Genomic DNA, 21,198 nt, shown 5'->3' with positions numbered 1-21,198 from the left:
ACGGGCTCAAGCCAGTAATATGAGCCCTTTACTGGCTTCTTAATTTGATTATTTGCTGTGGCAACTCGTGATTACGTTAAACGTGGCAAAGCGCCGCGTAAAAAAAATACTCGCCGCCAACCGACCAAGACGCGGGCTGGATTCCCATTTAAATGGGCGCTGCTTGCTGTTGTCTTAGTGGGTGCGTTTGCTTATGGCCTGTATTGGTTGAGCAAAACCGATGCACCGACACCCCCTTCTCCCCCCGTGTCTCACACGCAACCGGCCACGCAAAGCCAGGTAGAAAGTCTACCGAAAAAGCCCAAAGAAAAATGGAGCTACATCGAAGAGCTGGAAGGCAAGGAAGTAGAAGTGAAAGCAAAAGCGCTGCCACAATCGACCCGTCCTTACCTCATGCAATGCGGTGCTTACCGTAGCCAAGGGCAGGCTAATGAGCGTAAAGCGATCATTGCGTTTCAAGGGCTAGAAAGCCAAATCAAGGTAAGCCCTGGTGAGAAAGGCACTTGGTATCGTGTGGTGCTTGGCCCTTACCCGCGCAAGCGCCAAGCAGAGAAAGATCGCAATATGCTGCGTCGCGCCGGTGTCGAACCTTGTGCTATTTGGTATTGGGAATAGCGAACGGGGAAAGTATTGCGCTCTCCCCTTGAAAAGTCAGCGTCAAAACCCAACCATCTAGATTAATCACCCATCTGGTGCACCAGACACAAACAAAGAGGTTCCCGTGACTACAATCGTCTCCGTCCGTCGCGAAGGTAAAGTGGTTATTGCTGGCGATGGTCAAGTATCGCTCGGCAATACCGTCATGAAAGGTAATGCGCGAAAAGTTCGTCGCTTGTATAACGGCCAAGTGCTCGCTGGTTTTGCTGGCGGTACCGCAGATGCCTTTACCTTATTTGAGCGCTTTGAGCGTAAGCTTGAGCTCCACCAAGGGCACCTAACCAAAGCAGCCGTTGAGCTTGCCAAAGAATGGCGAACCGATCGCGCGCTGCGTCGCCTTGAAGCCCTACTGGCTGTCGCGGATGAAACCGCTTCCTTAATCATTACCGGTAATGGTGATGTGGTTGAGCCCGAGCGCGATCTGATTRCTATTGGCTCAGGCGGTAACTATGCGCAAGCCGCCGCCGTTGCCATGTTAGAAAACACCGAGTTAGACGCCCGCGAGATTGCAGAGAAAGCGCTAACCATCGCCGGTGATATATGTGTGTTTACAAACCAACAACACACGGTTGAAGAACTCGAGAGTAATAAACAGGATTAGTGATGTCTGAAATGACTCCACGCGAAATCGTGCACGAACTTGACCGCCATATTATTGGTCAAGACAATGCCAAACGTGCGGTGGCGATCGCACTGCGAAACCGCTGGCGCCGTATGCAACTGCCAGAAGACTTGCGTGCGGAAGTGACCCCGAAAAACATCTTGATGATTGGCCCCACCGGTGTCGGTAAAACCGAAATTGCACGTCGTCTTGCGCGATTAGCGAATGCGCCTTTTATCAAAGTAGAAGCGACCAAATTCACCGAAGTCGGCTATGTGGGTAAAGAAGTCGAAACCATTATTCGTGATCTTGCGGATGTGGCGATGAATCTGACCCAGCAGCAGGCGATGGAAAAAGTCAAATTCCGCGCCGAAGAACAAGCGGAAGATCGTATCCTCGACATCTTACTGCCTCCAGCGCGTGATGCATGGGGCCAAAACGAAGCGACCCAAGAAGATTCGTCAACACGCCAAAGCTTCCGTAAAAAATTACGCGAAGGTAAACTTGACGACAAAGAAGTGGAAGTCGATGTTGCGGCGCCGCAAATGGGCGTAGAAATCATGTCACCACCGGGCATGGAAGAAATGACCAATCAGCTGCAAGGGATGTTCCAAAACCTTGCCGGCAACAGCACTAAAAAGCGTAAGATGAAAATCAAAGACGCAATGAAGGCGCTGACCGAAGAAGAAGCGGCTAAGCTGGTCAATCAAGAAGAAATCAAAGAGCAAGCCATCCACATGGTGGAAAACAATGGCATCGTGTTCGTGGATGAAATCGATAAGATTTGTAAGTCGGGTAACACCAGTGGTGGCGATGTATCACGTGAAGGTGTACAGCGTGATCTCTTACCGTTAGTTGAAGGCAGTACGGTCTCAACCAAGCATGGCATGATCAAAACCGATCATATCCTGTTTATTGCCTCTGGTGCATTTCAGGTCTCACGTCCGTCAGACTTGATCCCGGAACTACAAGGCCGTCTCCCGATCCGCGTCGAGCTAGAAGCATTGTCAACCAATGACTTCAAACGGATTCTTACCGAGCCGAACGCCTCACTGACCCAGCAATACTCGGCACTACTCAAAACCGAGGAGATTGACTTGAGCTTTGAGCCAAGCGGTATTGATGAGCTAGCTTCCGCGGCGTGGCGAGTCAATGAGAAAACCGAAAACATCGGTGCGCGTCGTCTGCATACCTTGATGGAGCGACTGATGGAAGATGTCTCATACGAAGCCAGTGAACGCGCCGGTCAACAGGTTGTGGTTGACGCAGAATACGTCCGTAGCCACCTCGAAGAGCTGGTGGATGACGAAGACTTAAGTCGGTTTATCCTGTAGTCACGACACGTCAACTATCGAACTTAGGGCAGCAAACGCTGCCCTTTTTTGCATCAAAACTTGAGCTGGCGCAATAGGAAGCAGGATTTCGGTCGCGAACTCGTTACTCCTTGTGCTGCTTGCGTAATAATAGTGACATCGTTTTTTCGTCTCGAGGATCGCTATGCTGCACCCTACGCTCGCTATTTGGCTTGATGCTGCGCGACCCAAAACGCTGCCTTTGGCCGTGACATCTATTTTATCAGGGAGTGCGGTCGCCGCAGCGCAAGGCAACCTCTCTTGGTCTATCAGTGTTATGGCGCTGATCACCGCTTTATTCTTACAAATCCTCTCTAATCTTGCTAATGACTACGGGGATGCGATAAAAGGCACGGACAACATGACCCGTTTAGGTCCGATGCGTGCCATCCAATCGGGCAAAGTGAGCCTCGCCACCATGCGCCGCGCCCTGACCTTCAATATTGCCCTCACCGTGTTAAGTGGCGGCGGACTGATCGCGATTGCCTGTCAGCAGCCCACCGATATTATTAGCTTTTTATTGCTCGGCCTGATGGCCATCGTCGCTTCGATCACCTATACCGTCGGCAATAAACCTTACGGCTATCGAGGCCTCGGTGATTTATCGGTGCTGATGTTTTTTGGTTGGCTAGGCGTCGCCGGGACCTACTATTTGCAAGTTGGACAGATTGACTCGCTGGTGATCTTGCCTGCGACAGCATGCGGATTGCTGGCTGTCGGCGTGCTCAACATCAACAACTTACGAGACATTGATAATGATCGTGCTTGTGGCAAACACACCCTGGTCGTGCGCTTGGGTCCCGAGCGAGGCCGGCAGTACCATGTCATCCTACTTGCCGGTGCGATTGTTTGTTACTCATTATTTGCCGCGTTGACCTTACAAGCTTGGCTGGGATGGTTGTTCTTGGCGAGTGTGCCCTTATTGGTTCGCCACGGACGCGAAGTGTATCAAACGGCGAATGCGAACGCGCTTCGGCCAATGATGGGCAACATGGTGCGCTGCGCCTTAGTGACTAATGGGCTATTTATGACTGGGATGCTGTTAGTCTAATAAAGACACAGATTAGCCGCTTTGTCATTGCAAACCCTTATTGCCCCGTTATACTTGGACTTGCCATGTTGGCAGCGCAAGCTTGCCAGCCTTTTTCTGCCTCAACAAGAAGTTAGACTATGGAATACAATACCTCGGAACTATGCGACATGTACCCCGACCAAGTGGATGTCGTGGAGCCAATGTTTAGCTCTTATGGGGGCCGCAGCTCGTTTGGTGGCCAAATTACCACGGTAAAATGCTTCGAAGATACAGGCTTAATTCGCGAGATGGCCGAGCAAGACGGCGAGCAGCGGATTATGTTGATCGATGGCGGTGGCTCGTTACGTCGCGCCTTAATTGATGGCGAGATTGCACAGCTCGCGGCAGATAACGACTGGGCTGGCATGATTGTCTATGGCTGCGTGCGCGACGTGGATACCATCGATGAAATCGACATAGGTATCCAGGCCTTGGCCTCTATCCCAGTGGGCGCTGATGAACAAGGTACCGGTGAAACCGACGTCCCCGTGAACTTTGGCGGCGTCACCTTTTTGCCGGATGACCATGTCTATGCGGACACCACTGGCGTCATCTTATCGCCGGATCCGCTCAGCATCACTGAAGTCGACGAAGAAGACGATGATCTCGACGAGGATTAGTAGCGTCAGTTGACCGATAAAAAACAGAGCCCATCGGCTCTGTTTTTGGTTTATTCAACGCTCTCGATCTTACCGAGTAAGCTACGGATACGATTCTGCCAAGCTTCTTGCTCTTCTTTTAACTTGGCGTTTTCTTGCGCTAATTGCTCACGGCTTTCTTTTTCAGCCACTGCATCTTGCTCCAGCGACCCGTTCTTTTCTTTGAGCTCTTCGATTTCCATTTGTAGCAGCGAAATCGTATCCACCGCCATTTGTACTTTAGCTTCGAGTTGTTCTAATACTTCCAATGACATCAAGGCCACCTTATTTCTGACGATTGATCCCGTTACTGCTTATCCGGCAGTAACCCGTGCAACAGGTGTGCACCCCGACTTTATTGTACTCAGGTGGTGTCAGACTGCCACTATTCTCACTACCTATGCATGGACAAGTGCGCAAAAATGCAGCGACTTCGCCAACTATCGCACTGCGAAGATAAAAATCATCGCCGCACTCGTCACGCAAACGTTTTCTATTTCTGGTAAACTGCGCGGAAATTAGGCTAACGCCTGTCTTAATGTGGCTGACATTCCGGAGTACTCATGAAACGTGATCTCGCATTGGCTTTTTCTCGCGTCACCGAAGGCGCCGCTCTCGCGGGTTATAAGTGGTTGGGAAGAGGGGACAAAAACGCAGCCGATGGCGCAGCGGTTGAGGTAATGCGTACCTTGCTAAATCTGACCGAGATTGACGGTGAAGTCGTCATCGGTGAAGGGGAAATCGACGATGCCCCCATGCTATATATTGGCGAGCAAGTCGGCTTGGGCGGTGAAGCGGTTGATATTGCCGTTGATCCGATTGAAGGCACACGCATGACAGCAATGGGTCAGGCCAATGCCTTGGCAGTGCTGGCCGCTGGAGAAAAGGGCAGCTTTTTAAAAGCGCCAGATATGTACATGGAAAAATTAGTGGTGGGGCCTGGCGCCAAAGGTGTGATTGGCCTCAATAAGCCCCTGCTTGAAAACCTCAAGAATGTCGCCATTGCGCTCGGAAAAACCCTCGACACCCTCGTCGTCGCCACCTTAGCAAAACCTCGTCATGATGCCATTATTGCCAGTATGCAAGCGCAAGGGATCCGAGTATTCGCCTTTCCAGATGGTGATGTAGCTGCTTCTATTCTAACCTGCATGCCAGAAAGTGAAGTGGATGTCATGGTTGGGATCGGCGGAGCGCCAGAGGGGGTCGTCTCTGCGGCCGTGATCCGTGCACTAGGCGGGGACATGCAAGGCCGCTTGCTCCCTCGACACGATGTGAAAGGTGACACCCCAGAGAACCGTGTTTACGGAGAGCAAGAGCTGGCCCGGTGTCAACAAATGGGGATTCAAGCCCGCCAAGTCCTCACGCTGTCACAGATGGCCAGTAGCGATAATGTTGTCTTCGCCGCAACCGGCATCACCAAAGGCGACCTACTTGATGGGATCAGCCGACAGGGCGATCTAGCCACGACAGAAACCCTGGTGGTACGTGGCCAATGTCGGACCATTCGCCGTATTCGCTCCACCCACTATTTAAGCCGCAAAGATGAAGCGATCAAACCGCACATCTTATAATCTTCACATTGATGAGTGTAGCCTCTGACTGGTCAAATCCATTGATTTCGATTACCCTTTTATAAATACTTTACTTTATTTAATTGTGAGTATGCGTTCGCACATTTGCAATTGGGGTAATCGAGGTCCGGACGATGAAATCCACTGACCGCATTTTAGACACCATAAAGCGCGAAGGCCGTGTCAGTGCAAAAGTCTTAGCGGATAATCTGAATATGACCACCATGGGCGTGCGTCAGCATTTACAAAGCCTTGAGCGTGATGGCTTGGTGGATTTTGAAGATATCCGCGCCAAAGTTGGCCGGCCTACACGCCACTGGTCTTTAACCGCCACCGGACACCGACGGTTTGCGGATAGTCATCATGATTTATCCGTCACCTTGATCGATTCGGTGCAAGAGGTTTTTGGCGACCAAGGGGTCGCAAAAGTGATCGCCCAACGTGAAGCTGCCACCTTCGCCCAATACCAAGATGCGCTCAAAGATTGCGATAATTTAGAGGCTAAATTGCAAACCTTGGCGTATCTTAGAGAGAGCGAGGGGTATATGGCCGAGCTCCATCGAGACGGCGCTGACTATATGTTGATTGAACATCACTGCCCTATCTGTCAAGCAGCGAAAACCTGTCCTGCGCTATGTCGCTCAGAAATCCAGTTATTTCGACACTTACTGGGCGACCGCTATCGGGTGGAACGTGAAGAACACATTGTTTCAGGACAGCATCGCTGCACTTATCGCATTGGAGATAAAACGTGAGGAGGTAATATGGCCACTTGGATCAAGGCTGATGTCGTGGAGAACCAACATTGGACGAAGGATCTCTTCAGCCTGGTGTTATCCGCCCCTGTCGCGCCCTTTACGGCAGGCCAATTCACAAAGCTAGGGATGGAGATCGATGGCAAACTGATCCAGCGCGCCTATTCGTTTGTGAATCCTCCACAAAGTAAATACTTAGAAGTGTATGCGACACGTGTGGCTGACGGCCTGATGTCACCACGCCTTCACGCGCTCGAGCCGGGTGATAACGTGATGATTACCCAAGATCCAGCCGGCTACTTTACCCTAGATGAAGTACCACAAGGTCAACACCTCTGGATGTTTGCCACGGGGACAGCCATCGGCCCTTATATTTCGCTGATGGAGCAAGGCGATGTCTGGTCACGTTTTCGCAAAATTATCTTGGTCCATGCGGTACGTTTTGCTGCCGATTTAACCTATCAAGCACGCATTAACGCACTGGCAGAAAAATACCCTGACCAACTGGTGGTTCAGCCTTTTGTTAGTCGCGAGCCTATAGCTGGCGCCTTATCAGGTAGGGTAACACACGCTCTCGAAGACGGATTGCTCGAACGCGTGGTTGGTCTGCCTCTGACCTCCGAGCACAGCCAGGTGATGTTATGTGGCAACCCAGCCATGGTAAAAGAAGTGAAAACACTGCTGGAAGGAAAAGGCCTCAGTAAAAACTTACGCCGCAAGCCCGGGAATGTGACCACTGAGCATTACTGGTAATTCCTCCCCCTGCTTTGCTGATACGCATACGGTAAAGCGGGGCATTTTTATCCACAAAAATAACCCCAGAAAAACGACGTTGATTCAATTAATTACTCAATACGTCGTCCATCTCTCTATCCACGGCGCCAGCTTGGCCAGACAGCGCAAGTTTGATCCCTGGCAAACCTCGACTCATAGTTACTTTAACGCTTTGGTAACATGGCCACGCGGCCGACGACGCGTAAGGAGTATGCGATGAAGACCCTTCCTTCTTTTGATGAGTTAGCGGCGTTGGCCCAGACCGACCCTCGTGCATTAGAAACATTACGGCTTAAGATGAGCGAAGAGGTGATCGCCAATGCGTCCCACGCCACTCAGCCACAGCTCCATGCCATGTTAAGCCATATTAATCGCATGATTGATCATGGTAAAAATCCATTACACGTCAACATGATGCTCTTCCAAGCACTGACTCGTCAGTATTCGCGCTTTTCGACTGCGTTTACCAACCCAGACGCCTTGCGCAGCCACCAAGCGGACATCATGGAATTTAAAGTGGGACAAACAGCCAACGCCCCCACACCACCAACTCAATCGAGATAAACCGATTGAGCCACTCATAGTGCATGATTGGGTCCGACCCACTTGCGATAACTGGTGGTATCCATGTCACGGACTTCCACCGTTAGGCTGGTGACATGGCCTGCATGGTCACGCAGCGGCCCGGTTAATGCGTCACTGATTTGCTGTTTTTGTTGATCACTGCGTCCAGCCAGTAGGCGAAACTCGACATGCACAAACTCGCCGCGATCGGCTTGCGCACCGACACGCCAAACGGCGCATGGAACAGCGCGAGATTTGAGCGCGTCAGGGTCAAAACAATCGGTGGCGATCGCCGCTTGGTGCAGATCATCCACCAGCTGATCAATGTTCACACGCTCTGCTAACGCGTCGGTGTATTCCATCACCAAATGAGGCATCATTTCACTCCGTTGAAAACACAAACCTGCATCATGCCGCAAGATAGGCGCCATCACGAGCACCTCTGTCACACTTTGGCCGCCCCATTGGCGCAATAATGATGAAATTTTACTACCTGAAGGTTCCCTTTTGCGCGCAAAACGGGTAAAAACGAGGACATTCTCGCCATTCTATGATTTTAAACAGAGAAGGCCGCGCTACAATAGACTACCTTCTTTACATCTTTTGACTTCAAATCAACTAAACCGCGGAGGAACTCCTATGCGCCGTCCATTGGTAATGGGTAACTGGAAACTCAATGGCAGCAAAGCCATGGTCACTGAACTGCTTAACGGCCTTAATGCTGAACTCAAAGACGTTGAAGGCGTTGACGTTGCCGTCGCACCACCGGTGATGTATCTGGCACAAGCCGAACAACTGCTGGCTGACAGCGCCATTAAGTTGGGTGCGCAAAACGTTGATACCAACAATAGCGGTGCATTCACCGGTGATATCTCTGCCGACATGCTGAAAGATTTTGGTGCAACCCATATTATTATCGGCCACTCAGAGCGCCGTGAATATCACCAAGAATCTGACGAGTTTGTGGCGAAAAAATTCGCTTTCTTGAAAGAAAATGGCCTCACACCAGTACTTTGCATCGGTGAATCTGACGCACAAAACGAAGCGGGCGAAACCCTGGCGGTGTGTTCTCGCCAGCTTGACGCTGTGATCCAATCTCAAGGCGTTGAAGCGCTAAACGGTGCGATCATTGCTTATGAGCCAATCTGGGCAATCGGCACCGGTAAAGCGGCAACCGCTCAGCAAGCGCAAGACATTCATGCTGCCATCCGTAAGCACATTGCGTCTTACAGCGAAGACGTCGCAAGCAAAGTGGTCATCCAGTACGGCGGTTCGGTCAAAGCTGGAAATGCCGCAGAGCTGTTCGCGATGCCGGATATCGACGGCGCCTTGGTTGGCGGTGCCGCGCTTGACGCTGCAGGCTTTGCTGCAATCGCGAAAGCCGCCGGTGAAGCGAAAAAAGCGTAATTCGTTGTGCGGTTAAATAGCCAATAGTAACGCGCTCGCGAATAAAAACGCCCCCTATTGGTAGGGGGCGTTTTTTGTCTGTCAGTCTGTTCGCTATGCGCCTTCAAAACCTAACTGACGCCAGGCTTCGTAGCCAATAATTGCCACTGCATTGGATAAGTTGAGGCTGCGTGCATCTGGCTGCATCGGGATACGCAAACGCTGCGTGTCCGGCAGTGCCTGAATAAGATCCTGCGGTAGCCCCCGTGTTTCAGGGCCAAACAACAGCACGTCGCCAGGCGCAAATGTTGCCTGAGTATGATATTGCGTCGCTTTGGTTGTACAAGCAAAGATCCGACGTCCCGCCATGGCATCAATGAAGGCGGCATAATTCGCATGTCGCGTCACCCGCGCCAAGTCATGATAATCCAACCCCGCACGGCGTACCTTCTTTTCTTCCAAATCGAAGCCTAACGGCTCAATCAAGTGCAAGTTAGCGCCACAGTTAGCACATAATCGAATAATATTGCCCGTATTAGGCGCAATTTCTGGCTCATAAAGCGCAATGTCAAACATGGTCAGTTACCACAGTGAGAAATAAGCCGTTATTGTCGCAACCGCGGGAAACCAGCGCAATATTAATGCACCGGCCAGCGAAGTGTGACGACCAACCCGCCTTGCGGTCGATTGTGAGCCAAGACCTGCCCGCCATGCTGTTGTACCGCTTGCGCGGTGATCGCAAGCCCTAGCCCAGAGCCGCCAGATTGCCGCTCTCGGGCGGCAGAGACACGATAAAAAGGCCGAAAGATATCGGTCAACATGCTCTCTGGCACTCCCGGACCATCATCGGCAACCTGAATGACCAGCATGGTATCATCAATGAATGTGGTGATATCGATACCTAGGTGCGCATAACGGATCGCGTTTCTTAGTACGTTTTCCAACGCGCTACAAGCTAGGCGCGAATTAACACTCAATGTGACCGACGGCCATGGCGTTATCGTGATCGATTTGCCTTGTTGATTCGCTTCGAAACTCGCATCGTCCACCACCGACTGCCACAACACATCCGCACTGACTGACGCGCGCTCAAGCTGCCCTTGCGCTTGCAGTTTTGACAACGTAAGCAGCTCCGCAATTAAGGCTTCAAGCTGCCCCGCTTCCCGCTCAATCCTGGCCAAGCTATCACTGTGTCCTAATTCACGCTCCGCCAAGGCGCGTGCCATTTGTAAGCGCGTCAGCGGCGACCGTAACTCATGAGAAATATCCGACACCAGTTGCTGTTGTCCGGTCACCATTTGATTGAGCGCCGTAACCATATGATTAAATCCCTTCCCAGCCTCACTGAATTCTCTCGGGCCGCACTCTAACGCAGGATCCGGCACTAAATCGCCGTTGGCGACACGACGACTTGCCGCCTCAAACCGCCGCGCCGGACGCGTCAGTGTATAGGCCAACCAAAGCAACAAGGGAGTACTGACCAACATAGTGACCAGCAACAAATGCTGCGGCGTTTCCAGTATTTTCAACACGAAAGGAAGACGAGGCTGCCAACGACGGGCATGATAAAGATTGCCTTGCGCGTTATCCGTACTCACAGAAAAAGGACCGGCGAGCATGGCGCGACGCACCAAGCGTTGCATCGGCTGCTCTGTCTCATTGGTTTGAGCCATAAAGCGACGTAACTCGGTCGGTAAATCGTCAATCCGGGCCGATTTAGGGACCCAGTAAAGGGTGTTCGCTGCCCGACTGTGGCGATGACCACGACGCTGATTATGTCTGGCAACGAGCGTGGCTATCGGTATGTCGCGTGTCGTCGCGATGTTCACTAACTGATTTATTTGAGCAGCAATACGTGCTTGCTCCGCGGCCGGCACTGGGTGCAGCGATCGCGGATCGCCACGCTGGGCCCAAATGACCGCCGCTAATACCAGTAATAGTGTGAGCCAAAAAATCACGAAAATCCGACCATACAAACTAGAGAAAAAAGGAACACGCGACAGGGTTTGGCGCACGCTGGCTAGTCGACCCATAAATACCCCTTTCCTCGCAGCGTTTTGATTCTTGGTTTAGCATCAGCACGTTCAGGTAACTTTTTGCGCAAATTGGAAATGTGCACATCCACGGCACGGTCAAAGGGCATCAAACGCTTACCTAACACCTGCTCACTCAAGTGGGCTTTACTTACCACTTCACCCGGGTGCGCCAGCAAGCACGCCAACATTTCTGTCTCCATGCCGGTCAGATCGACCGTCTCGCCTTGGCATACTGTTTCCAACCGATGCGGGTAAACGCACACATCGTCATGGGCTAAAACAGGCTCTTGCGCTTGGGTCGGCGGCTCGGGGTCCGGTAACCGAGTGCGTCGTAAAATCGCCCGCATTCTTGCTAGAAGCTCTCGATCACTAAACGGTTTGGCCAGGTAATCATCCGCCCCAAGCTCTAAGCCCATCACGCGGTCTACTTCTTCACCTCGTGCGGTCAACATCAAAATCGCAACATGTGACGTGGCGCGGAGTTGCCGTAACGTTTCCATACCATTTAAGACCGGCATCATGACATCGAGCAAAATAATATCTGGCGGTAATTCACTCGCCATTGCTAAGCCCATTTGTCCATTGTCCGCGCAGCGAACCGAAAACCCTTCCAATGACAGCAACTCACCAAGCAGTGCGGTCAATTCGGTGTCATCGTCAATAATTAGAACCTGCTGCATCGCCCGTGACCCTCTCCTCAATTCAGTGACGCTGAATACAATCTTTTTATCATAGCGACATCGGCACAGGCATGACTTTACCCATCTTTACATCGCATAACGTGACTTTACATCCCAAGGGTTAATCTAAACGTGTACCTACTCAATGATGGAGAGACAGGATGAAACGTTTAACCCTTGGCTTAGCCGCCGCGCTCATTGCGATTCCCACCCTTGCTGCACCGCAGTTCGGTAACGACACCAACCGCGGGATCTGGCAGGATCTTGACTTAACGGAAGCACAACAATCACAACTCGACACCCTTCGCGACACTTACCGAGATCAACGTCTCCAGGCGCGTGACGGATTCCGGCAGCAAATGGGGGCACTGCTAACTCAACCTGAATTTGATGAAGCGGCGGCCACCGAGCTATTCAATGCCATGCCACAACATGGCCGACAAATGCACGGCCAAGGGATCGAGCGCGCTCGCCACATGCATGCCATGATGCAAGTGTTGACGCCGGAGCAGCAAGAAACCTTCTTAGATAAGATGCATGACCAACGCCGACACGGCGGTTGGGATAAAGAAAAAGGCAAGCGCGGCCAAGGCCACCATGATCGTCGAGGCAATTGTTCACGATAAATCTGCGTCGTGTCATACGCATCGGGTCAACAGTCTATATACTAAGGGTTGCGTTTCATTACACAGCCCTTTTTTATGAAAAAACAGTATGCTTTCTGGGTCGAGGCCGCCGCGTGGGCAGCCACCGCGGTAGCGACCACCTTACTTCTGGCCAAATTGATTGCATGGTGGTTGACAGGATCGGTCAGTGTGCTGGCCTCATTTGTCGATTCACTGCTCGATCTACTGGCCTCGTTGACCAATTTAATTGTGGTGCGGTACGCCGTTCAACCTGCTGATAGTGAGCATAGTTTCGGCCACGGCAAAGCCGAATCCCTCGCCGCACTCGCGCAATCAACCTTTATCGTCGGATCGGCCTCCTTTTTGCTCCTCAGTGGCCTTGAACGTTTGTTCAAGCCAGTGCCGATTGCATCGCCAGAGCTTGGCGTTGCTGTCAGTGCCGGTGCCACCGTGATTACGCTAGGGTTAGTCTTATTCCAAAAATGGGTGATTCGCAAAACGGCCAGTCCAGCCATTGCTGCCGATGCACTTCACTATCAATCCGATTTATTAATGAATATTGCGATCATTGTCGCCTTGGCACTGAGTTGGTACGGCTGGACGCAAGCTGACGCTTGGTTTGCCATCGGCATCAGTGTTTTTATCCTATCTCAAGCTGTCAAAATGGCGTACGAGGCGGTCCAATCACTGCTTGATAGGCAGTTACCGCTTGAAGAGCAAGAGAAAATCGCGGTACTTTCCAGTTCTGTCGTCGGCGTTCATGGCATTCACCAACTGCGTACGCGCCAAGCCGGTATGACAAAATTTATCCAACTACACATAGAGCTTGATGACGAGCTACCCTTAGTGGATGCACATACCCTTGCAGATGTCGTAGAAGATAGGCTACTGGTCGCCTTTCCCGGCGCGGATGTCATGATTCATCAAGACCCAAAATCGGTGGTGGCAAGGGAAACAGGTGGTGGCAAGGAAAACAAAAGCCTTGATGAGAGGCTGAACAAAAGCTCATCGGGCTGACATGTATCAACTTTTTTTCTACAGTAATTGTAATACTATTACAGAAGTAGGAAAATTACAGTTTAAGCAAGCGTCATTGCGGGTTCACTGGGGCAAGCAGGTTGCCATTTCCGCAATCGGCACGAAATAAGTGACGAACAGTCAGAGGGTAACCATGGTTAGAAAAATTGGTGTTTTGACCAGTGGCGGTGATGCGCCAGGTATGAACGCAGCGATTCGCGGTGTGGTTCGCAGCGCATTGAGCGAAGGATTAGAAGTTTACGGTATTTATGACGGGTTTCTTGGCTTGCATCAAAACCGCATCGAACGCCTAAACCGAACAAGCGTATCTGACGTGATTAACCGCGGCGGAACCTTTTTAGGTTCAGCTCGCTTCCCCGAGTTTGCTGACGAAAAAGTACGTGAGCAAGCCATTCAAAATCTAAAAATGCACGGCATTGATGCGCTGGTGGTTATCGGTGGTGACGGGTCGTTCATGGGCGCGAAAAAACTGACTGAGATGGGCTATCCTTGTATTGGCCTGCCAGGCACCATTGATAACGACGTCGCCGGTACCGATTATACCATTGGCTATATGACCGCGATGAACACAGTGATCGACGCTATCGACCGTTTGCGTGACACCTCCTCGTCGCATCAGCGGATCTCTATTGTCGAAGTCATGGGGCGCCACTGTGGTGACTTGACCTTAATGGCGTCGATCGCTGGCGGCTGTGAATACATCATCACACCGGAAATTGGTCTTGATAAAGACAAGCTGCTTGCCAAAGTGAAAGAAGGCATTTACAAGGGTAAAAAGCACGCGATCATCGCGATTACAGAGCTAATGACCGATGCTAATGAACTGGCGAAGTTCATCGAAACCGAAACTGGCCGCGAAACACGTGCGACCATTTTGGGCCACATTCAGCGTGGCGGTCAGCCCGGTGCATTTGACCGTATCCTTGCTTCGCGCATGGGTGCCTATGCGGTCGACCTGCTGCAAAACGGCGAAGGCGGACGCTGTGTCGGGATTCAAAATGACAAAATGGTTCACCATGACATCATTGATGCCATTGAAAACATGAAGCGCCCATTCCGTGATGATCTTTACGAAGTGGCAGAAAAACTGTTCTAAGCCGCTCGCGATATTGCGCTGATTAGCGCATGGCGATCAAAAAAACGGAACTGTGCGGTTCCGTTTTTTTTGTGGAATGGCGTCAAAGCAGTTATATGCCGTCCCCCGAAATAAACGTTTTGTGTGAGCCGTTAAACTCTTGATCCATATCCAGTGAGGGCATGTGTGAACTCGGGCGCCCAACGATTTTAGCCGGCACGCCCGCCACCGTGGTGTGCGGCGGTACAGGGTTGAGCACCACAGAGCATGATCCAATTTTCGCGCCCTCGCCAATATCGATATTGCCAAGGATTTTCGCACCGGCGCCGATCATCACACCGGTCCGAATTTTCGGATGGCGATCACCGCCTTCTTTTCCGGTCCCGCCGAGAGTAACATCTTGCAAGATCGAAACATTATCTTCGATCACCGCCGTCTCACCGATCACGATCCCCGTGGCGTGGTCAAACATGATCCCACGTCCGATAGTGGCCGCCGGATGAACATCCACCTGACTGGTCACTGAAATTTGGTTTTGTAGGTACGTCGCTAACTCTTTGCGACCTTGGTGCCACAGCCAATTTGCCACACGGAAGCCTTGCAAGGCATGAAACCCTTTTAGGTACAGTAAGGGCGTGGAGTACAGTTCCACCGCAGGATCCCGCTCTACCGTGGCACAAATATCGCAGGCAGCCGATTCAGCCACCGACGCATCATTGGCATACACTTCTTCAATCACTTCTCGCACCGCCATCGACGGCATCGACGGCGTCGACAATTTATTGGCCAAAATATAGCTCAGGGCACTGGCGAGATTATCGTGCTTGATAATTGTGGCATGGTAAAAGCTGGCCAACATGGGCTCGCGCTCTGAGTGTTCGCGTGCTTCTGTTTTTACCGCTTGCCACACACGGTTCTGTTGGCATTCTTTTTTAGCCTGATTCACTGCCTTCATCCTTATCAAAAATCACCGGCAACTGGGACTTTCCCCTACCGTGCCAGTGTATAAAAAAAACGCGCGGTTCTCACCCCGCGCGCCTATTTATATGCTGATACACGTTGCCGTTATTCGGATTTTTTATCGCGGGCCAGCAAGTCTCGAGCAGCGTGATGCGCCAATTTACCCTGATATAAAACTTGATAAATTTGCTCCACAATCGGCATTTCAACCCCAGCGCGCTGCGCCAGTGCCCACACCTCTTTGGTATTGCGAAAGCCCTCAACCACTTGACCGATATTATCCTGCGCCGCTTGCACGCCTTCACCTTGGCCAAGCGCCAGCCCAAAGCGGCGATTACGCGATTGATTATCGGTGCAGGTTAAAACCAGATCACCTAAACCGGCCATGCCCATAAAGGTCTCTCGCGATGCGCCTAGCGCTTCACCCAAGCGCGTCATTTCCGCCAAGCCACGCGTAATCAGAGCCGTGCGCGCATTGGCGCCAAACCCGATACCATCAGAAATCCCAGCCCCAATCGCAATCACGTTTTTTACCGCGCCACCTAATTGCATGCCGATAAAATCATGATTGCCGTAAACGCGGAAACTCTGCTGGCAATGAATCGTCTCTTGCAAATCACGCACAAACTCAGGGTCAGGCGAGGAAACAGAAATCGCCGTCGGCATGCCAGCCGCCAGCTCTTTAGCGAAAGTGGGACCCGAGAGTACCGCCAGCGAGCGCGAATCACCCAGTTGTTCACGCGCGACTTCTTGCAACAGGCGTCCGGTTTCCGGTTCTAGCCCTTTTGTGGCCCAGCAAACGCGAGAATCCGCGCGTAAGTAGGGCCGGATTTGGCCGAGCACTTGACCAAAGACGTGGCTGGGCACCACCACCAATAAATCACGACTGGCATTCACCGCCACGGACAAATCGGCACAAAGCACCAGCGAGTCTGGAAAGGCGACGCCTGGTAAAAAAGCCTGGTTAGCACGGTCAATTTCCAACTGCGCAAGATGACGTGGATCGTGCCCCCATAACACAACGTTGGCACCATTTCTCGCCAGTGAGATCGCTAAGGCAGTGCCGTACGAGCCAGCGCCCAATACAACAATCGCGGCGTCTTGAGTGGGAGCAAGATCTGTCATAATGACCCCTTAGGCTTGCGCGTCTTCTTCTTTGCCAGATTTCGCGTCCGCCTGCTGTTGCAGGTAGTTCATGAACAAGGCATCAAAGTTTACCGGTGCAAGGTTAAGCTGTGGGAACGTCCCTTTAACGACCAAGCTAGAAATCGTCTCACGCGCGTAAGGGAAAAGAATATTCGGGCAAAAAGCGCCGAGGCAATGCGCTAATTGCGGCGCATCCATGCCGGTAACCGAGAAGATGCCGCCTTGTTGTACTTCGCACAAGAACGCACTGCTCTCTTGGTTTTTCACGGTCACGGTTAGACGCAGAACAACCTCGTAAATGCCTTCACCCAGCTCGCGGCTTTGCGTGTCTAAATCTAAGTTAACGTCAGGTGCCCAGTCTTGCTGAAAAACGTCAGGTGAATTTGGCGCCTCAAAAGACACGTCTTTAAGAAAAACGCGTTGGATGGCAAAGTTTTGCTCGGCTTGTTGGTTGTTTTCTGCTTCAGCCATGGTGGTTCGTCCTTTCTAACTAGTTGCTTATGTGCCGGGCACATTAAAAAATGCGAGCCACTGCGTCATGCAGTCGCTCGAGATTTGAGTGAGGGATCACTTTTTCTTTTTGCTTTTGCCTTTGCCGCTTTTGGCGCGGACCAGTGGCATTTTGGCATCGTTCCACGAGGTCAAGCCATCTTTGAGCACATACACAGACTCAAAACCCGCTTTGGCGAGTTGATTCGCACTGTCAGCCGCGGTTTGACCGGTCTTGCATACTACGATGATGGGGTCAGTTTTATGTTTTTCAAGTTCGCCAAATGAGTGCGATTTAATTTCACTGGGCAATACGTTGATTGCACCCGTGATATGGCCCGCACGAAACTCGTCATGACTGCGAATATCCACAAACACCCCATTTTCACGGTTGTTCAGGATCGCGGCATCGTTCGGAGCCACCACTTTGTAAGCGGCGGTTTTCTGTTTGATCAGCGACATCGACAGGGTGGCAGCTAAGCCAACCCAGACCAGTGTCAGAATCATGTTGTTGGAGACAAAATCGATATATTCCTGCATAACCTTTGCTCTATACTGCTTGTTTGTCCCGCGAGGCGAGAGTCCATCAAGGGGTGAAAATGGTGTCGAGTATAACCTGCTCGTCAGGGTTTTACAGCCTACCAAGACGAAATCGCGCGCTTGCTCACTCACGGTGATCGAATGATAAATTTTCGTTCCCCTCAATATGTTAAAAAGAAAGAAGGTTTCATCAATCGCAGACATCGAGTGAAGCCATTCGCGTATACCGACAATCTTCGCCATAATGAGGGGAGTCAAGGGTAGAAGGCAAGCCATGCAACCCTTGCTGGTTAACTTATCAGCTGGAATAATTGATCTTAGCCTACGTATCCTTGCGTAAAATGTTGTAAAATTACGCACACTGCACCACTGAGGCCTGATGCTAGCCTCAAATCTGGCATCAAGCCTCAGTGGCTGCTCCATGACATTCAATGTCAGTGGCATCCAATGTCAGTCTTTAGCTTGAATTAAGAGGACGTAATATGTCTGCGAAAAAACCACTTGCACTGGTGATTCTCGATGGCTGGGGCTATCGTGACCCACAAAGCGATAATGCCATCACCAATGCTAACACGCCGATTATCGACAGCCTGATGGCCGACAATAGCACCTTGATTTCAGCATCCGGTTTTGACGTTGGCCTGCCTGATGGGCAAATGGGTAACTCAGAAGTCGGTCACGTGAATATCGGTGCTGGCCGCGTGGTGTATCAAGAACTCACCCGTATCACCAAATCCATCGCCGATGGCGACTTTAACCAGACCCCCGCACTCACTGCCGCGGTCGATAAAGCCGTGGATAAAGGCAAAGCCGTTCATATCATGGGTCTGATGTCACCAGGTGGCGTTCATAGCCATGAAGACCACATTGCGGCCATGGTTGAGTTGGCCGCTGAGCGTGGTGCGGATCAAATCTATCTGCACGCCTTCTTGGATGGTCGTGATACGCCACCACGTAGCGCAAAAGCCTCACTTGAGCGTTTTGACGCCCTTTTTGCCAAGCTAGGCAAAGGACGTACGGCCTCACTGGTGGGTCGCTACTACGCGATGGACCGCGACAACAACTGGGATCGTGTAGAGCGAGCTTACGATTTGTTGACCTTGGCGCAAGGCGAGCATAGCGCAACGAGCGCGGTTGAAGGCCTCGAAGCGGCGTATGCGCGTGAAGAAAATGACGAGTTTGTCGCCCCAACGGAAATCTTCCGTGAGGGTGACAACAAAGCGACCATCAACGACGGCGACGCAGTTATTTTCATGAACTTCCGTGCCGACCGGGCGCGCGAAATGACTCGTGCCTTTATGCCTGAGTTTGATGGGTTTGCGCGTAAGAAGTATGCCGAACTGTCCGACTTTGTCATGCTGACCGAATACGCAGCCGATATCGATACGACGGTGGCTTTCCCACCGACAAGCCTGTCAAACACCTTGGGTGAATGGCTATCGAAAACCGGTAAAACCCAGCTACGTATTTCAGAAACTGAGAAATACGCGCACGTCACTTTCTTCTTCAACGGTGGTATGGAAACCGTATTTGAAGGCGAAGAGCGCTCTTTGGTGGCGTCACCCAAAGTGGCCACTTACGATCTACAACCCGAAATGAGCTCTGAAGAGCTAACGGATAAACTGGTTGATGCGATTAAGTCCGGCAAGTTCGATATGATCATCTGTAACTACCCGAACGGTGATATGGTAGGTCATACGGGCGTCTACGAGGCTGCTGTCCAAGCGTGTGAAGCTGTCGATGGCTGTATCGGTCGCGTGCTAGAAGCGATTAAAGAAGTGGACGGTCAAATGCTGATCACCGCCGACCACGGTAACGCTGAAATGATGGTTAACGAGGAAACGGGCGGTGCATATACCGCACACACCAACTTACCAGTCCCACTGATGTATGTCGGTAGCAAACCAGTGACCTTGAAAGAAGGCGGTAAGCTGTCTGATCTGGCACCGACCATGTTGGCATTGTCCGATATGCCGATTCCTGAAGAGATGACTGGCAAGCCTCTGTTCGATCTGAAATAATCTCCCCATGCGGGAGAAACGAACACGCCTAGGTCAAACCCTCCGCGCCAGTGCATTATGCACTGGCGTTTTTCTGTGTCTATTCACAGGGTCTGTGCACGCTAACTCACAACTTGAGGGCGTGAGCGATGAGATTGCCCGCCAACAATCACAGCTGGCCGCGCACAATAAAAAACTCAATGCACTTCAGCGCGACTTAAAAGCGCAATCTAAACGGATTGACACCTTGTCCAGGCGCATCCGCCAAGCGCAAGCTAGCCTGCAAGAAACAGATACCGACATTACCCAGCTGACGCAACAACAAGCGCGATTAAAGCAGGAAATGATCGCCCAACAAGCCCAACTGGGCGAGCTTATCGATGCGCAATATCGTCAAGGCAAACACGATCAACTCAAACGACTGCTCAGCCAAGAATCACCAGCCACCCTTGACCGGTTAACGCGCTACGCCGAAATCGTTGCAGGCACAATGCAGCAGACGATTGAGTCACTCGCCGCTACCCGTACCGATTATCAGCTCACCGCTCACCAGCTCAAACAGCAGCGGGACAAACAAACGCAGCTCGTGGCTGAGTTAACCGATAAAAAGCGTGAGCTTGAGACTGAGCAAAACGCACAAAGCCAAACGGCGAAACAAATTCGTGCCAAGATTGCCAGTGACAGCGCATATTTAGCCGAGCTCAAAGCTAATAAGCAGCGCTTGCAAGAACAAATCGCCGAGGCGGCACGACGCGCGCAGGTCAATATGGCAGGCATTAGTGACGCCAAAGGAAAACTCACTTGGCCGGCCCAAGGTAAACTCCTTCACCGCTTTGGCGAGCGCCAATCCGGCGAAGTGACTTGGAATGGCATCGTGATTGATGCCAAGCGTGGCACGGAAGTGAAAGCGGCGCATGCAGGAAAAGTGGTGCTATCCAGTTGGCTACGTGGCTACGGGCTATTGATTGCCGTCGATCATGGCAAGGGGGATATGAGCTTGTACGGCTATAATCAAGCATTACTCAAAGACGTCGGCGACACAGTGACCGCCGGTGAACCGATTGCCTTAGTTGGCGACAGTGGCGGACAATCAACACCATCGCTATATTTCGAGATTCGTCGTAAAGGCAATACTACTAACCCAGTTCCTTGGTTGGATTAAAAACGCCCACCCCATGGGTGAGCGCTGTCAATATTGCCAAGCGCCTGGTGAGCCTTCAATCACCCGGTCATATGGC

Annotated in this window: 24 protein-coding genes; 15 read left to right on the top strand and 9 right to left on the bottom strand. The window is 51.6% G+C overall.

Annotation, left to right across the window (positions count from 1 at the left end):
- Positions 1–57: 57 nt before the first annotated feature.
- The 5 genes from BZG76_RS11975 to rraA all read left to right on the top strand — a co-directional run bounded on the left by BZG76_RS11975 (position 58) and on the right by rraA (position 4,302).
- Entirely contained in the window at positions 58–615 is a 558-nt protein-coding gene (locus tag BZG76_RS11975) for an SPOR domain-containing protein (RefSeq protein ID WP_077461532.1), read from the top strand.
- A 106-nt stretch (positions 616–721) separates the two neighbouring features.
- Positions 722–1,258, top strand: a complete 537-nt coding sequence (hslV, locus tag BZG76_RS11970) for an ATP-dependent protease subunit HslV (protein ID WP_077461531.1) — start codon at positions 722–724, stop codon at positions 1,256–1,258.
- Positions 1,259–1,260: 2 nt separating this feature from the next.
- Positions 1,261–2,592 carry an HslU--HslV peptidase ATPase subunit gene (gene hslU / locus BZG76_RS11965; protein ID WP_025744240.1) on the top strand — a complete coding sequence of 444 codons (1,332 nt, stop codon included), beginning with the start codon at positions 1,261–1,263 and terminating at the stop codon, positions 2,590–2,592.
- A 163-nt stretch (positions 2,593–2,755) separates the two neighbouring features.
- Positions 2,756–3,661, top strand: a complete 906-nt coding sequence (locus tag BZG76_RS11960; protein WP_077461530.1) for a 1,4-dihydroxy-2-naphthoate polyprenyltransferase — start codon at positions 2,756–2,758, stop codon at positions 3,659–3,661.
- Positions 3,662–3,780: 119 nt separating this feature from the next.
- Entirely contained in the window at positions 3,781–4,302 is a 522-nt protein-coding gene (gene rraA, locus BZG76_RS11955; protein ID WP_077461529.1) for a ribonuclease E activity regulator RraA, read from the top strand.
- A gap of 50 nt (positions 4,303–4,352) precedes the next feature.
- Here rraA and zapB read toward each other — a convergent pair whose 3' ends face one another.
- The gene (gene zapB, locus BZG76_RS11950) at positions 4,353–4,595 is read right to left on the bottom strand and encodes a cell division protein ZapB (protein ID WP_025744238.1); all 243 of its coding nucleotides are present in this window, start codon (positions 4,593–4,595) and stop codon (positions 4,353–4,355) included.
- 288 nt (positions 4,596–4,883) lie between these two features.
- Here zapB and glpX point away from each other — a divergent pair, with 288 nt between their 5' ends.
- From glpX to BZG76_RS11930, 4 genes are all read left to right on the top strand, one after another.
- Positions 4,884–5,891 (top strand): class II fructose-bisphosphatase, encoded by a 1,008-nt coding sequence (gene glpX, locus BZG76_RS11945; RefSeq protein WP_077461528.1) that lies wholly within the window; start codon positions 4,884–4,886, stop codon positions 5,889–5,891.
- A gap of 134 nt (positions 5,892–6,025) precedes the next feature.
- A complete protein-coding gene (locus BZG76_RS11940; protein ID WP_077461527.1) occupies positions 6,026–6,646 on the top strand; it encodes a helix-turn-helix transcriptional regulator in 621 nt (206 codons plus the stop codon).
- Positions 6,647–6,655: 9 nt separating this feature from the next.
- The gene (locus BZG76_RS11935) at positions 6,656–7,399 is read left to right on the top strand and encodes a ferredoxin--NADP reductase (RefSeq protein WP_025744235.1); all 744 of its coding nucleotides are present in this window, start codon (positions 6,656–6,658) and stop codon (positions 7,397–7,399) included.
- A gap of 237 nt (positions 7,400–7,636) precedes the next feature.
- Positions 7,637–7,984 carry a DUF3135 domain-containing protein gene (locus BZG76_RS11930; RefSeq protein WP_025744234.1) on the top strand — a complete coding sequence of 116 codons (348 nt, stop codon included), beginning with the start codon at positions 7,637–7,639 and terminating at the stop codon, positions 7,982–7,984.
- Positions 7,985–7,998: 14 nt separating this feature from the next.
- On the opposite strand, the gene BZG76_RS11925 is transcribed toward BZG76_RS11930, so the two are convergent.
- Positions 7,999–8,433 carry a 5-carboxymethyl-2-hydroxymuconate Delta-isomerase gene (locus BZG76_RS11925; RefSeq protein WP_241824089.1) on the bottom strand — a complete coding sequence of 145 codons (435 nt, stop codon included), beginning with the start codon at positions 8,431–8,433 and terminating at the stop codon, positions 7,999–8,001.
- 190 nt (positions 8,434–8,623) lie between these two features.
- Here BZG76_RS11925 and tpiA point away from each other — a divergent pair, with 190 nt between their 5' ends.
- Positions 8,624–9,391 carry a triose-phosphate isomerase gene (gene tpiA / locus BZG76_RS11920; RefSeq protein ID WP_077461526.1) on the top strand — a complete coding sequence of 256 codons (768 nt, stop codon included), beginning with the start codon at positions 8,624–8,626 and terminating at the stop codon, positions 9,389–9,391.
- Positions 9,392–9,484: 93 nt separating this feature from the next.
- Here tpiA and trmL read toward each other — a convergent pair whose 3' ends face one another.
- The 3 genes from trmL to BZG76_RS11905 all read right to left on the bottom strand — a co-directional run bounded on the left by trmL (position 9,485) and on the right by BZG76_RS11905 (position 12,086).
- A complete protein-coding gene (trmL, locus tag BZG76_RS11915; protein ID WP_077461525.1) occupies positions 9,485–9,946 on the bottom strand; it encodes a tRNA (uridine(34)/cytosine(34)/5-carboxymethylaminomethyluridine(34)-2'-O)-methyltransferase TrmL in 462 nt (153 codons plus the stop codon).
- Between the two features lie 62 nt (positions 9,947–10,008).
- Positions 10,009–11,403 (bottom strand): envelope stress sensor histidine kinase CpxA, encoded by a 1,395-nt coding sequence (gene cpxA / locus BZG76_RS11910; RefSeq protein ID WP_077461524.1) that lies wholly within the window; start codon positions 11,401–11,403, stop codon positions 10,009–10,011.
- On the bottom strand, positions 11,391–12,086 hold the full coding sequence (locus BZG76_RS11905; RefSeq protein WP_077461523.1) for a response regulator: 696 nt from the start codon (positions 12,084–12,086) through the stop codon (positions 11,391–11,393). The genes cpxA and BZG76_RS11905 overlap by 13 nt, the downstream gene beginning before the upstream one ends.
- Before the next feature lie 161 nt (positions 12,087–12,247).
- On the opposite strand from BZG76_RS11905, the gene BZG76_RS11900 reads away from it, so the two are divergent.
- The 3 genes from BZG76_RS11900 (at position 12,248) to pfkA (ending at position 14,846) form a co-directional block, all read left to right on the top strand.
- Positions 12,248–12,712 (top strand): Spy/CpxP family protein refolding chaperone, encoded by a 465-nt coding sequence (locus BZG76_RS11900; protein ID WP_077461522.1) that lies wholly within the window; start codon positions 12,248–12,250, stop codon positions 12,710–12,712.
- A gap of 75 nt (positions 12,713–12,787) precedes the next feature.
- Positions 12,788–13,729 (top strand): CDF family cation-efflux transporter FieF, encoded by a 942-nt coding sequence (fieF, locus tag BZG76_RS11895; RefSeq protein ID WP_077461521.1) that lies wholly within the window; start codon positions 12,788–12,790, stop codon positions 13,727–13,729.
- Positions 13,730–13,883: 154 nt separating this feature from the next.
- Positions 13,884–14,846, top strand: coding sequence for a 6-phosphofructokinase (gene pfkA, locus BZG76_RS11890; protein WP_025744227.1), 963 nt, complete (start codon positions 13,884–13,886; stop codon positions 14,844–14,846).
- Between the two features lie 91 nt (positions 14,847–14,937).
- Here the strand turns inward: pfkA and cysE are convergent, their stop codons facing one another.
- The 4 genes from cysE to BZG76_RS11870 form a co-directional block, all read right to left on the bottom strand.
- On the bottom strand, positions 14,938–15,771 hold the full coding sequence (cysE, locus tag BZG76_RS11885; RefSeq protein ID WP_236719494.1) for a serine O-acetyltransferase: 834 nt from the start codon (positions 15,769–15,771) through the stop codon (positions 14,938–14,940).
- 119 nt (positions 15,772–15,890) lie between these two features.
- Entirely contained in the window at positions 15,891–16,910 is a 1,020-nt protein-coding gene (gene gpsA, locus BZG76_RS11880; protein ID WP_025744225.1) for an NAD(P)H-dependent glycerol-3-phosphate dehydrogenase, read from the bottom strand.
- Positions 16,911–16,919: 9 nt separating this feature from the next.
- Positions 16,920–17,402: a protein-export chaperone SecB gene (secB, locus tag BZG76_RS11875; RefSeq protein ID WP_077461519.1), complete on the bottom strand. Its 483-nt coding sequence runs from the start codon at positions 17,400–17,402 to the stop codon at positions 16,920–16,922.
- 96 nt (positions 17,403–17,498) lie between these two features.
- Positions 17,499–17,960, bottom strand: a complete 462-nt coding sequence (locus BZG76_RS11870) for a rhodanese-like domain-containing protein (RefSeq protein ID WP_077461518.1) — start codon at positions 17,958–17,960, stop codon at positions 17,499–17,501.
- Between the two features lie 482 nt (positions 17,961–18,442).
- Between BZG76_RS11870 and gpmM the strand changes: the two genes are divergently transcribed.
- Together gpmM and BZG76_RS11860 are read left to right on the top strand one after the other, a co-directional pair.
- On the top strand, positions 18,443–19,981 hold the full coding sequence (gene gpmM, locus BZG76_RS11865; protein WP_025744222.1) for a 2,3-bisphosphoglycerate-independent phosphoglycerate mutase: 1,539 nt from the start codon (positions 18,443–18,445) through the stop codon (positions 19,979–19,981).
- Between the two features lie 121 nt (positions 19,982–20,102).
- Complete coding sequence (locus BZG76_RS11860) at positions 20,103–21,122, top strand: murein hydrolase activator EnvC family protein (protein WP_241824088.1); 1,020 nt, start codon at positions 20,103–20,105, stop codon at positions 21,120–21,122.
- Positions 21,123–21,198: the final 76 nt, after the last annotated feature.

This window comes from Salinivibrio sp. AR647 (assembly GCF_001995415.1).
In the GTDB taxonomy this organism is placed as follows: Bacteria; Pseudomonadota; Gammaproteobacteria; order Enterobacterales; family Vibrionaceae; genus Salinivibrio; species Salinivibrio costicola.
The sequence above is the reverse complement of the archived record's forward strand: the minus strand, read 5'-3'. Positions and strand labels throughout refer to the sequence as shown.